14 protein-coding genes are annotated in these 13012 nt (G+C 60.1%); 11 read left to right on the forward strand and 3 right to left on the reverse strand.

Features of this window, described 5'->3' with window-relative positions:
• From ACI514_RS03530 to ACI514_RS03580, 11 genes are all read left to right on the forward strand, one after another.
• Entirely contained in the window at positions 1–561 is a 561-nt protein-coding gene (locus ACI514_RS03530) for a DUF1285 domain-containing protein (protein ID WP_160059003.1), read from the forward strand.
• 136 nt (positions 562–697) lie between these two features.
• Complete coding sequence (locus tag ACI514_RS03535) at positions 698–1414, forward strand: FadR/GntR family transcriptional regulator (RefSeq protein ID WP_127929329.1); 717 nt, start codon at positions 698–700, stop codon at positions 1412–1414.
• Between the two features lie 134 nt (positions 1415–1548).
• Entirely contained in the window at positions 1549–2424 is an 876-nt protein-coding gene (locus ACI514_RS03540; protein ID WP_160059002.1) for an SMP-30/gluconolactonase/LRE family protein, read from the forward strand.
• A 271-nt stretch (positions 2425–2695) separates the two neighbouring features.
• Complete coding sequence (locus tag ACI514_RS03545; protein ID WP_160059001.1) at positions 2696–3514, forward strand: SDR family oxidoreductase; 819 nt, start codon at positions 2696–2698, stop codon at positions 3512–3514.
• Between the two features lie 136 nt (positions 3515–3650).
• Positions 3651–4655, forward strand: coding sequence for a substrate-binding domain-containing protein (locus tag ACI514_RS03550; protein ID WP_077574064.1), 1005 nt, complete (start codon positions 3651–3653; stop codon positions 4653–4655).
• A gap of 53 nt (positions 4656–4708) precedes the next feature.
• Positions 4709–6253 (forward strand): L-arabinose ABC transporter ATP-binding protein AraG, encoded by a 1545-nt coding sequence (gene araG / locus ACI514_RS03555; protein ID WP_160059000.1) that lies wholly within the window; start codon positions 4709–4711, stop codon positions 6251–6253.
• Between the two features lie 12 nt (positions 6254–6265).
• On the forward strand, positions 6266–7234 hold the full coding sequence (araH, locus tag ACI514_RS03560) for an L-arabinose ABC transporter permease AraH (RefSeq protein ID WP_026000669.1): 969 nt from the start codon (positions 6266–6268) through the stop codon (positions 7232–7234).
• Between the two features lie 246 nt (positions 7235–7480).
• Positions 7481–8194: a GntR family transcriptional regulator gene (locus tag ACI514_RS03565; RefSeq protein WP_160058999.1), complete on the forward strand. Its 714-nt coding sequence runs from the start codon at positions 7481–7483 to the stop codon at positions 8192–8194.
• Positions 8191–9189, forward strand: a complete 999-nt coding sequence (locus tag ACI514_RS03570; protein WP_160058998.1) for an ADP-ribosylglycohydrolase family protein — start codon at positions 8191–8193, stop codon at positions 9187–9189. Before ACI514_RS03565 ends, ACI514_RS03570 begins: the two co-directional genes overlap by 4 nt.
• 203 nt (positions 9190–9392) lie before the next feature.
• Positions 9393–10859 (forward strand): purine-cytosine permease family protein, encoded by a 1467-nt coding sequence (locus tag ACI514_RS03575; protein WP_405123089.1) that lies wholly within the window; start codon positions 9393–9395, stop codon positions 10857–10859.
• Positions 10852–11781, forward strand: a complete 930-nt coding sequence (locus tag ACI514_RS03580) for a PfkB family carbohydrate kinase (protein WP_405123090.1) — start codon at positions 10852–10854, stop codon at positions 11779–11781. Before ACI514_RS03575 ends, ACI514_RS03580 begins: the two co-directional genes overlap by 8 nt.
• 107 nt (positions 11782–11888) lie before the next feature.
• Here ACI514_RS03580 and ACI514_RS03585 read toward each other — a convergent pair whose 3' ends face one another.
• The 3 genes from ACI514_RS03585 to ACI514_RS03595 all read right to left on the reverse strand — a co-directional run bounded on the left by ACI514_RS03585 (position 11889) and on the right by ACI514_RS03595 (position 12976).
• Entirely contained in the window at positions 11889–12269 is a 381-nt protein-coding gene (locus ACI514_RS03585; protein WP_160058996.1) for a Rho termination factor N-terminal domain-containing protein, read from the reverse strand.
• A gap of 63 nt (positions 12270–12332) precedes the next feature.
• Positions 12333–12590, reverse strand: a complete 258-nt coding sequence (locus tag ACI514_RS03590; protein ID WP_016986009.1) for a hypothetical protein — start codon at positions 12588–12590, stop codon at positions 12333–12335.
• A gap of 44 nt (positions 12591–12634) precedes the next feature.
• Positions 12635–12976: a hypothetical protein gene (locus ACI514_RS03595; protein ID WP_405123091.1), complete on the reverse strand. Its 342-nt coding sequence runs from the start codon at positions 12974–12976 to the stop codon at positions 12635–12637.
• Positions 12977–13012: the final 36 nt, after the last annotated feature.

Consider the following 13012-nt stretch of genomic DNA (forward strand, 5'->3'; position numbering starts at 1 on the left):
ATGAGTGGCCCGCAAAAAGCCAATGACCTGTTGGGACAGATCCCGAAAACCAAAGGCTTGCCGCCGGTGCACTTGTGGAACCCGGACTTCTGCGGCGACATCGACATGCGCATCGCCCGCGATGGCACCTGGTATTACCTGGGTACGCCGATCGGGCGCAAACCGATGGTCAAGCTGTTCTCGACGATCATGCGCCGCGATGGCGATGACTATTTTCTGATCACCCCGGTCGAGAAGGTCGGGATCAAAGTCGACGATGCGCCGTTTGTGGCAATTGCGGTCGAGGTTGAAGGCGAAGGGGAGGCGCAGCTGTTGCGCTTCACCACCAATGTCGAAGAAACCGCCGAGGCCGGGCTAGAGCATCCGATCCGCGTCGAAATTGATCCGGCGACCCAAGAGCCGGCGCCCTACGTGCATGTGCGTACCAACCTTGAAGCGCTGATCCACCGCAATGTGTTCTATCAACTGGTGGAGCTGGCGGTCAGCCGCGAAATCGACGGCCAGCGCTGGCTTGGTGTGTGGAGCGGCGGCGAGTTCTTCCGCATCGGCCTAGAACCTTGAAAGATCGCAGCCTTCGGCAGCTCCTACATGGCGTACACCTGTAGGAGCTGCCGGACGCTGCGATCTTTTTTGTCATTGACACCCAATCGTATGATGATTAGCTTGATCACCCATCGCGATCCGCTTTGAGGTGTCCATGTCCAGCAGCTTTCATGCGTCGACCGTTGACTGGCTGGGCAGCTGGATCGCCGCTGGCCAGGTCAAACCCGGGCAGACCATCAAGGTCGAGGCCGATCTGGGCGAACAGCTCGGGGTCAGCCGTACGGTCATCCGCGAAGCGATCAAAACCCTCGTCGCCAAAGGCATGCTCGAAGTCGGGCCGAAAGTCGGCACCCGCGTATTGCCGGTGCGGCGCTGGAACCTGTTCGATCCGCAAGTGGTCGGTTGGCTGTCGCGCAATGGCTTGCCGGAAAACTTCGTCGATGACTTGCTCGACCTGCGCCGCACCATCGAACCCATGGCCGTGCGCTGGGCTTGCGAGCGCGCGACCCTGGAACAGATCGAAGCGGTGCAACTGGCCTATAACGCCCTTGAGCGCGCGGTCGACAGCGGCATCGATTACAACCGCGCCGATCAGGTCTTCCACGAATGCATCCTCGCCGCCAGCCACAATCAATTCATTGAACAAATGGTCCCTGCGCTCGGCGCATTGCTCGCAGTGTCATTTGAAGTTTCTGCAGCCGACCCGGATGAACTGCGCCGCACGTTACCAATCCACAAAGATATGGCCGACGCCATTGCTGCCCGCGATTCTGCGCGCGGGGTGTGGGCATGCATGACCCTGATCGACAACGCGGATCTGGCAATAAAGCGCTTTTACCCGAAAGTCATGGCCGACAAAAAAGCCAGCTGAATACACCGAAATCCCCTGTAGGAGTGAGCCTGCTCGCGATAGCGGTAGATCAGTCGCATTGACGTCAACTGACACTACGCCATCGCGAGCAGGCTCACTCCTACAGTAAAAACAAGAACAATGGAGACCGTTATATGCCGTGGACCGCCCTGACCCAACACCGCGCCCAACTCGGTGAAGGCCCGTTCTGGGACGCGCCAACCCAGACGCTGTACTGGGTCGATATAGCCGGCAAACAGGCCCTGCGCCTGATCGGCCAGAACGTACAGATCTGGCAAATGCCCGAGCACATCTCCGCGTTCATCCCCTGCGCCAGCGGCGATGCCTTGGTGACCCTGAGCAGCGGCGTCTACCGTCTCGATCTCGACTCCCCGGGCCTCGAACCACGCCTGACGCTGTTCTGCGTTGCCGACCCGCAGCCCGGCAATCGTCCCAACGAAGCGCGTTGCGATGGCCAAGGTCGTCTGTGGCTCGGCACCATGCAAAACAACATCGGCGAACAGGGCGAAGATCTGCCGATCACCCGTCGTTCCGGTGGTCTGTTCCGGATCGATCCGGATAAACGTGTGACGCCGTTGTTGCGCGGCCTGGGTATTCCCAACACGCTGTTGTGGAGTGATGACGGCACCACGTTGCTGTTCGGTGACAGTCTCGACAGCACGCTGCACCGTTTTTTCATCCACACCGACGGCAATCTCGATGCTGCACAAGTCTGGTACGGCCCCGATCAGCAGGGTGGCCCGGACGGTTCAGCAATGGATGCCGAAGGCTACATCTGGAATGCCCGCTGGGATGGCAGTTGCCTGCTGCGGCTGACGCCCGATGGCAAAGTTGATCGCAGAATCGATCTGCCGGTCAGCCGCCCGACCAGTTGTGTATTCGGCGGTGAAGACCTGAAAACCTTGTTCATCACCAGCGCCCAGAGTCCGCACAACCATCCATTGGATGGCGCGGTACTGTCGATGCGCGTGGATGTCGCAGGAAAACTCTGTACGCGCTTTGCGGATTAAATCCCATAATATGGGATGCAAAATTATATATTGAGATTATTTGGCGGTCGGGTTTATAGTCGACTCCAGCAGTAACACGCACTCACACTTAAAAAGAACAAAACAGGTGAAGTGATGCAGCGAATGTCTATCGCACTCCCGCGTGGAGTCCGCGTCTCGCAACGGCTCGATGCCGTCGGCGGCGCCTGCCTGTTTCGTTCAAACCGCCTTCCAGACCGGACATCGGCAGATGCCCGGTTTTTTTGTGCCTGCGAAACAGGAGTCCTGATCCATGGCTGAACCCCTTTCCCTGCCGCCGGTGCCCGCGCCGCCGGAGGGCGAGCGTCTGAAAAACAAGGTCGTGCTGCTGACCGGTGCTGCGCAAGGCATCGGCGAAGCCATCGTCGCTGCCTTCGCCTCGCAGCAAGCGAAACTGGTGATCAGCGATATCCAGGCTGAGAAAGTCGAGCAGGTTGCCGCGCACTGGCGTGGGCAAGGCTATGACGTGCAGGCGCTGAAGGCCGATGTCTCGCATCAGTCTGATCTGCATGCCATGGCCAAACGCGCTGTTGAACTGCACGGACGCATCGACGTGCTGGTCAACTGCGCCGGGGTCAACGTGTTCCGCGATCCGCTGGAGATGACCGAAGAAGACTGGCGTCGTTGTTTCGCCATCGATCTGGACGGCGCCTGGTTCGGCTGCAAAGCGGTGCTGCCGCAGATGATCGAGCAGGGCGTTGGCAGCATCATCAACATCGCATCGACCCATTCCAGTCACATCATCCCTGGCTGCTTCCCGTACCCGGTGGCCAAGCACGGTTTGCTCGGCCTTACTCGCGCACTCGGCATCGAGTACGCCGCGAAGGGCATCCGCGTCAACGCCATCGCCCCGGGCTACATCGAAACCCAATTGAACGTCGATTACTGGAACGGTTTCGCCGATCCGCATGCCGAACGTCAGCGCGCCTTCGATCTGCACCCGCCGAAGCGCATCGGTCAGCCGCTTGAAGTGGCGATGACCGCCGTATTTCTGGCAAGTGATGAAGCGCCTTTCATCAATGCTTCATGCATCACCATCGATGGTGGGCGCTCGGTGATGTACCACGACTGAGCGCAGTGGCTTTCACGCGGATAAATCCGTTTGCAATCCAATCATCATACGATATGACTATTGTCAGAAGATTTTGCAGGAACACGCTTTAACGCTTTTCAAACATTGCTCAAAAAAAATAACAAGGAGTCAGCTTATGAAACGTCGTTTCGGGATTCGTACCCTGTGCAGTACCGCCCTGGCGGTTACCGCGTTCAGCCTGAGCAGTGCGCTGCTCGCTGCCGACACCGTGAAAATCGGCTTTCTGGTCAAGCAGGCTGAAGAACCGTGGTTCCAGACCGAGTGGGCCTTCGCCGAGAAAGCCGCCAAGGACAAGGGCTTCGAACTGATCAAGATCGCCGTGCCGGACGGCGAGAAAACCCTCTCGGCGATCGACAGCCTTGCCGCCAACGGCGCCAAGGGTTTCGTGATCTGCCCGCCGGATGTCTCGCTCGGTCCGGCGATCATGGCCAAAGCCAAGCTCAATGACCTGAAAGTGATTGCCGTCGACGACCGTTTCGTCGACGCCAACGGCAAGTTCATGGAAGACGTGCCGTACCTCGGCATGGCCGCGTTCGAAGTCGGCCAGAAGCAGGGCAACGCCATGGTCGCCGAAGCGAAGAAACGCAACTGGGACTGGAAAGACACCTACGCGGTGGTCAACACCTACAACGAACTCGACACCGGCAAGAAACGCACCGACGGCTCGGTGAAATCCCTCGAAGACGCCGGCATGCCGAAGGATCACATTCTGTTCGCCGCGCTGAAAACCCTCGACGTACCGGGCAGCATGGACGCGACCAACTCGGCGCTGGTGAAACTGCCGAGCGCGGCAAAAAACCTGATCATCGGCGGCATGAACGACAACACTGTGCTCGGCGGCGTACGCGCCACCGAAGCGGCCGGTTTTGCCGCAACCAACGTGATCGGCATCGGCATCAACGGCACCGACGCCATCGGCGAACTGAAAAAGCCGAACAGCGGCTTCTTCGGCTCGATGCTGCCAAGCCCGCACATCGAAGGCTACAAGACTGCCGAGATGATGTACGAGTGGGTGACCACCGGCAAAGAACCGCCGAAGTATACCGCGATGGACGACGTCACCCTGATCACCCGCGAGAACTTCAAGCAAGAGCTGGAAAAAATCGGCTTGTGGAACTGATGCCGCGACGGCCCGGGTTGCCGGGCCGTTTTTTGGTGTGAAGAGGTGGCTTTATGCACGCGCAAGTACAGACACAACAACACAGCGCCAGCGGCAGCCTGCGCTTCAGCGGGATTGGTAAAACCTTTCCCGGTGTGAAAGCGCTGGACGCGATCAGCTTCGTCGCGCATCCGGGCCAGGTTCATGCCTTGATGGGCGAGAACGGCGCCGGCAAATCTACTCTGTTGAAAATCCTCGGCGGCGCTTACATTCCGAGCAGCGGCGAGTTGCAGATCGGCGAGCAGACCATGGCGTTCAAGTCGACCGCCGACAGCATCGGTAGCGGAGTCGCGGTGATTCACCAGGAGCTGCATCTGGTGCCGGAAATGACCGTCGCTGAAAACCTGTTCCTCGGCCATCTGCCGGCCAGTTTCGGTTTGATCAATCGCGGTGCGCTACGCCAGCAAGCATTGAATTGCCTGAAAGGCCTGGCCGACGAAATCGACCCGCAAACCAAGGTAGGACGCCTGTCCCTCGGTCAGCGGCAACTGGTGGAAATCGCCAAAGCGCTGTCCCGTGGTGCTCACGTCATCGCTTTCGACGAACCGACCAGCAGCCTCTCGGCCCGCGAGATCGACCGCTTGATGGCGATCATCGGTCGCCTGCGCGACGAGGGCAAAGTCGTCCTCTATGTTTCCCATCGCATGGAAGAAGTGTTCCGCATCTGCGACGCGGTGACGGTGTTCAAGGACGGTCGCTATGTGCGCACCTTCGATGACATGAGCCAGTTGACCCACGATCAACTGGTGACCTGCATGGTCGGCCGCGACATTCAGGACATCTACGATTATCGCCATCGTCCACGCGGCGCCGTCGCGCTGAAGGTCACCGGCCTGCTCGGCCCGGGCCTGCGCGAGCCGATCAGTTTCGAAGCGCACAAAGGTGAAATCCTCGGTTTGTTCGGACTGGTCGGGGCAGGGCGCACCGAGCTGTTTCGCCTGCTCAGTGGTCTTGAGCGCAACACCGCCGGCCGCCTGGAACTGCGTGGTCACGAACTTAAATTGCGCTCACCGCGCGATGCGATTGCTGCCGGGATTCTGCTCTGTCCCGAGGATCGCAAGAAGGAAGGCATCATCCCGCTGGCCAGCGTTGCCGAGAACATCAACATCAGTGCGCGCGGGGCCAACTCCGGCCTCGGTTGCCTGATTCGCGGTCTGTGGGAAAAGGGTAATGCCGACAAACAGATCAAAGCGCTGAAAGTGAAAACCCCACACGCCGGCCAGCAGATCAAGTTCCTTTCCGGCGGCAATCAGCAGAAGGCCATTCTCGGTCGCTGGCTGTCGATGCCGATGAAAGTCCTGCTGCTCGACGAACCGACTCGCGGCATCGACATCGGCGCCAAGGCTGAGATCTACCAGATCATCCATAACCTCGCCGCCGAGGGTATTTCGGTGATCGTGGTGTCCAGCGACCTGATGGAAGTGATGGGCATTTCCGACCGCATTCTGGTGCTCTGCGAAGGCGCCCTGCGCGGCGAAATCGGCCGCGATCAGGCCAATGAATCCAACCTGCTGCAACTGGCTTTGCCGCGCCACCGCGCTGACGGCGTGGCGAACTGAGAGGTGACTATGATGACAACCCAAAACGAAACCCTGCCCAAAGAGCGCAAACCGTTGGACATGCGTCGCTTCCTTGATGACTGGGTCATGTTGCTGGCGGCTGTGGGCATCTTCGTTGCCTGTACGCTGCTGATCGACAACTTCCTTTCGCCGCTGAACATGCGTGGCCTGGGCTTGGCGATTTCCACCACCGGCATCGCGGCGTGCACGATGTTGTATTGCCTGGCGTCGGGTCATTTCGACCTGTCGGTCGGCTCGGTGATTGCCTGCGCCGGAGTGGTTGCGGCGGTGGTGATGCGCGACACCAACAGCGTGTTTCTCGGTGTCAGTGCAGCGTTGGTGATGGGTCTGATTGTCGGGCTGATCAACGGCATTGTGATCGCCAAGTTGCGCGTCAATGCCTTGATCACGACGTTGGCGACCATGCAGATCGTTCGTGGTCTGGCGTACATTTTTGCCAATGGCAAAGCGGTGGGTGTGTCGCAGGAATCGTTCTTCGTGTTTGGTAACGGCCAGTTGTTCGGCGTGCCGGTGCCGATTCTGATCACCATCGTCTGCTTTCTGTTTTTTGGCTGGCTGCTGAATTACACCACCTACGGGCGCAACACCATGGCCATCGGTGGCAACCAGGAAGCAGCATTGCTGGCAGGTGTGAACGTTGATCGGACCAAGATCATTATCTTTGCCGTGCATGGTGTGATTGGTGCGCTGGCCGGGGTGATTCTGGCTTCGCGGATGACCTCGGGGCAGCCGATGATTGGTCAGGGGTTTGAGCTGACGGTGATCTCTGCTTGTGTGTTGGGCGGGGTGTCGTTGAGCGGCGGGATCGGCATGATTCGGCATGTGATTGCCGGGGTGTTGATTCTGGCGATTATTGAGAATGCGATGAACTTGAAGAATATCGACACGTTCTACCAATACGTTATCCGTGGTTCGATCCTTCTGTTGGCCGTCGTGATTGACCGTCTGAAGCAACGCTAGAATCAAGAGCCCCTCACCCCAAGCCCTCTCCCAGAGGGAGAGGGGGAAAGGGAGCAGATCTCCTAGCTTTTCAAACCTGAGTTCGACTTGATATTTCAGGTCGATGTAATTCGAATAAACACCTCGATCAGTCCCCTCTCCCTCCGGGAGAGGGCTAGGGTGAGGGGCTTTTGATTCTCCCGCCTTTCGTCACTCTCCCTAAATATTCCTTGCCCGCCCACACCCGTTTCGGGTATCAATTTGTACATGATTAGACAGGTACGATTTGACAAGAAACAACGGGTGGTCGACGAGCTCGTCCGGCGCATCGAAAGCGGCCTCATGGAGGACGGCTTTCTGTTGCCCGGCGAGCATCAGTTGGCTCAAGAATTCAACGTCAGCCGAGGAACGCTGCGCGAAGCGCTGGCCGAATTGAAACGGCGCAATTACATCGCCACGCAAAGCGGCGTCGGCTCCATCGTCACCTTCGACGGTGTCGCCCTCGACCAGCGCAGCGGCTGGGCGCAGGCCTTGGCCGACAGCGGGGCGATGATCAATACCGAAGTGTTGCGTCTGGAAGCCGTGACCCGGCCCGATCTGCTGGCGCGTTTTGGTACCGATCAATTCATCACCCTCGACCGTCGCCGCCGTTCCAGCGAAGGCACGCTGGTGTCCCTCGAACGCTCTTTGATGCCGGCGACCGGCGGCCTGGAAAGCCTGCCGCGCGTCGGCCTGATCGACAATTCCCTGACCATCACCCTGGCCGCCTACGGCTACATCGGCGAGCGCGGCGATCAATGGATCGGCGCCGAACCGCTGAATGCCGAAGACGCCGCATTGCTTGGCCGGCCTGAAGGCACGGTATTCCTCAAAGCGCTGCGCACCACCTACGACCGGCAGAACCGCTTCATGGAACAGGTGGAAAGTTTGCTCGACCCGGTGCATTTCCGTCTGCACCTGCAATTTGGAGAATCGAAATGACCGCGTTCAACCGTGCCCTCGGCGCTTTCTATGGCCTGGCCCTCGGTGATGCGCTGGGCATGCCGACGCAATCGCTGAACCGCGAAACGATCAAGACCCGTTTCGGCACGATCACCGATTTGCAGGACGCCGGGCCGCTGCAACCAATCGCCGCGAACATGCCCAAAGGCTCGATTACCGACGACACCGAACAGGCGATTCTGGTCGGCGAGTTGTTGGTAGAAGGAAAGGGCCGCATCGAACCGGCAATCCTCGCGCAACGCCTGATCGAGTGGGAAGCCGAGATGCAGGCCAAAGGCTCGCAGGACTTGCTCGGGCCGTCGACCAAACGCGCGATCGAAATGATCCTTGCCGGGCATTCGCCGGAAGAGGCCGGACGCTATGGCACCACCAACGGTGCGGCGATGCGCATTACGCCGGTGGGAATCGCGGCAGATGTTGCCGATCCTCAACGCTTTATTGCGGCGGTGGTGCAGGCTTGCCAGGTCACGCACAACACCACGCTGGGGATTTCCAGTGCGGCAGCGGTGGCGGCGGTGGTGTCTGCCGGCATCAATGGCATGGACCTGGGCGAGGCACTGAACCTTGGTCAGCAAATCGCTCAACAAGCGGAAACGCATGGGCACTGGGTGGCCGGTGGGCGCATTGCCTCGCGCATCAGTTGGGCGCGCACCATCAGTGTCGATAGCGACAAGGCATTGCTGGCGGATCTGCTCTACGACGTGATCGGCACTTCGGTGGCCTCGCAGGAGTCGGTGGTGGTGTCGTTCGCGCTGGCGCAGCAAGTCGCGGTGGGTGAGATGAGCGCGTTTGATGCGTTGTGCATGGCCGCCGGTCTTGGCGGTGACACTGACACCATCGCGGCGATTCTTGGCGCAATGCTTGGGGCCTGCCTGGGTCTTGAGAGCTGGCCTGCCGAGATGGTCGAGACGGTTAAGGCCGTTAATCATCTGGAGCTTGAGCCGTTAGTGCAGGGGCTGTTGGCTTTGCGCTGATTGGGCTGACGTCTTCGCGAGCAGGCTCGCTCCCACAGGGATTACACGGTACCTGTGGGAGCGAGCCTGCTCGCGAAGGCCGCACCGCAAATTTCGAATTTTCAACCCGCAATGGATCGCGCAGACAGGCCGAGGACGGCCGGGAAGTCTTGTCGTTTTGCATCATTGCCACAACCACAAAAAAGGCAAACAGGAGCATCTTCATGAGTTCATCAAACGCCGGGCAGAGCGCCGGGCAACTGGAAACCCGCGGCATCGAACCGGTGCCGGAAGCCGAGTGCAACGGCCACCCGCTGCAACTGTTCTGGGTCTGGTTCGCCGCCAACATTTCCATCCTCGGCCTACCGCTGGGCGCCACACTGGTGGCGTTTCGCGGGCTGGCGATCTGGCAGGCGATCATCGTCGCGATCATTGGCGCTGCCGGCTCGTTTGCGGTGGTCGGGATCATCTCGATTGCCGGTCGCCGTGGCCGCGCGCCGAGCCTAACCTTGTCGCGGGCGATCTTCGGCGTGCGCGGTAACATCGGCCCGACACTGGTCTCGCTGATGTCGCGCCTGGGTTGGGAAACCGTCAACACCACCACTGCCGCATTCGTGCTGTTGTCGCTGTGCTCGATTCTGTTCGGCTCACCGGTCGAAGCGAAAAGTGCGCCGATACTGACGCTGATCTTCATCGCCATTTTCGTTCTGCTGACCCTGTCGGTATCCGGCCTCGGCCATGCGACCTTGCTGGTGATCCAGAAGTGGGCGACCTACGTGTTCGGCGCGCTGAACATTCTGGTCGGTGGCTTCCTCTGCGCGACCATCGACTGGAGCGCGGTATTCAACGCCACGCCCGCGCCGATGAGCGCAATGATCATCGGCATTGGCACCATGGCCGCCGGCACCGGCATCGGTTGGGCCAACGCTGGCGCAGACATGTCGCGCTATCAGCATCGCAGCGTCAAGGCTGTGCGTCTGGTTGCTTCGGCGGCGTTCGGTGCGGGTATTCCGCTGGTGCTGCTGATCACTCTTGGCGGGCTGCTGTCGGTGGGCAACAACGATCTGGCGTCGGCGACTGACCCGATCGTGGCAATTCGCGACATGCTACCAACCTGGATGGCGGTGCCGTATCTGATCACCGCGTTCGGTGGCTTGCTGCTGTCGAACAACCTGTCGGTGTACTCCGCCGGGCTGACCACGCTGACCCTCGGCCTGAAGGTCAAACGCGTCTACGCGGTGGTGGTCGATATCGTCGCGATCTTCGCCGGTTCGATCTACTTCATGCTGATCGCCGACAGCTTCTACGGCCCGTTCATTACCTTCATTTCCCTGCTGGCAGTGCCGATCACTGCGTGGGTCGGGATCTTCGTCGTCGACCTGATTCACCGTCATTACTACAGTCCAAAAGACTTGCTCGACGTCAGCCCGAGCAGTGCCTACTGGTATCGCGGCGGCATCGAGTGGCGCGCATTCGGCGCGTGGGCGATTGCCATCGTCCTCGGCTTCAGTTTCACCACCATCGGCACCACTGCCGAGAACGTCTGGTTCAAGGGCTTCCTGTCCGACTCGTGGCTGGGCCACAACGGCCTCGGCTGGATCGTGACCTTCGTCGTCGCTGGTGGGATTTACTTTGTACTGGGCGGAGCGAGAGATCGCCGCGCCGCGCAAACCGAGAATGCTCATGCCTAAGATGTTGCACACCGGCCAGGTCATCATCGACTTGGTCATGGCCGTGGATAAACTGCCGCAGATTGGCGGTGACGTGCTGGCGCAGTCGGCCGGTTTTGAAGCGGGCGGCGGTTTCAACGTGATGACGGCGGCGGTGCGCAATGGCCTGCCGGTGGTTTATCTCGGTCGCCATGGCACTGGGCGTTTCGGTGATCTGGCGCGTGAGGCGATGAAGACCGAGGGGATACACATCGGCATCACCGACCCCGCACTGAAAGACACCGGTTTATGTGTGGCGCTGACCGATGCGTCGGCGGAGCGCAGTTTCATTTCCTATATCGGCGCTGAAGGTGAGGTGACCGAAGAAGATCTGAACAGCGTCGCGGCCGAGGCGGGTGATTACGTTTATCTCAGCGGCTACAGCCTGCTCCACGAAGGCAAAGCGCAGGCATTGCTCGATTGGACATTGGCACTACCGAGCTCGATCAATGTTGTGTTCGATCCGGGCCCGTTGGTCGAGTCGCCGGACTCGCCGATGATGCAGGCGTTGCTGCCGCGCATCGATGTGTGGACCAGCAACAGTGTTGAAGCGTTGCGGTTTACCGGTGCTGAAGATATTGGCGTGGCGCTGGATCGACTCGCTGAATATCTGCCCAAAGAGGTGCTGATGGTGGTGCGTGACGGGCCGCAGGGCTGCTGGATTCATCAGCGCGATGAGCGTCGGCATGTGCCCGGGTTTGCGGTGAAAGCGGTAGACAGCAATGGCGCTGGTGATGCCCATGCTGGCGTGTTTGTTGCCGGACTGGCGCAGGGTTTGTCTGCCCATGAAGCGGCTCGCCGGGCGAATGCGGCAGCGGCTATCGCAGTGACGCGCTGGGGGCCGGCTACTTCGCCGGGGGCGGCAGAGGTGGATGCGTTTATCCGCGAGTCCGGCGGCGCTTGATCTACCGCTTTCGCGAGCAGGCTCGCTCCCACAGGTGATTTGTGATCGACATAAATTTAATGTGGGAGCGAGCCTGCTCGCGAAGGGGCCTTTAGCCTCATACAAACTTAGCCGGCCTTGCGCAATGCCTCGATCAATTCCTGCTTGCGCATCGAAGACCGCCCCGGAATCTGCTTCGCCCGGGCCTCCTTCATCAAGCTATCGACTGTCTGCGTATCCTTCGACGCTTTGCTATTACGCGAATGCCCCTCGCGACTGGCCACCGCCCGCCGCGATGACTCTTTACGATCCTCAGCCTTGGCACTCGCCGGTTTTATGCGCCCGGAACCGCCGGATTTTTCGCCACCGCCCGATTGCTTGTTCACCGTCGCCCAGGCCCGCGCCTCGGCGTCATCTTTCGACAGGCCTTTCTTTTCGTAGCTGTCTTCGATGTGCTCGGCTTTGCGCTTTTGCTCGGTGGTGTATTTGTCTTTGCTTCCACGAGGCATGGGGTTTCTCCTCTTGTGTGCAGATCCGGCCGCCCGCCGCATCGGCAGCGAGCGGCCCCTGGATTACTGCAGATCCAGCTTGCGCGCGGCCTCAACGCCAGCGGCACTGAGCTTGATCGGCAGGTTCAACGAATGTTCGCCAGCCTCGTTGCAGGTCACATGCCCGTGGTGAATCAGTCCACGATCCTGCAAAGCGGCGAGGGCGCTGGCCACGACCTTCTCGCCCCGGTAATTGTCCAGCACCTCCTTGCCCAGTCCACTCGGATGAGCGTGCAGCAGGCGGGTGAGGACTTCTTTTTCCAGGTTTTTATCGACGTTCATGGTTACCTCTTCATTGGGTTGAACAGGACGCTCGCGTCGGCGAACTACTGACCGGAGCCTTCGGAACCGGAGCCACCGGTGGTGGTTTTCGAGCCGACGCCGGGGCCCGCGTTGTCTGGCGTGGCGGGGGCGTCGGGGGAATTCATGCCGCCCTGCCTGCCCGGGTCACTGCCCTGCGTGCGCGGATCGGTGCCGGTGGCGGGAGGCTGATTGATCAAAGGCACGCCGGAGCCATCGGTATTCATGCCGGGGGCACTGTTGATGGCGGGGGCGCGTGGCGGGGTCGGATCGGTAGGGCCGGTGCCCGCAGCGGTGGCGGATGCGGCGAACACCGCAGGGCAGAGCAGGGCGCTGAATACGAAAGCGGTCAACCTTGACGGGATCATAGGGCTTCTCCAGTGATTGGAATCCTTACCTGTCGT

Source organism: Pseudomonas sp. M20, assembly GCF_045037865.1.
Classification (GTDB): Bacteria; Pseudomonadota; Gammaproteobacteria; order Pseudomonadales; family Pseudomonadaceae; genus Aquipseudomonas.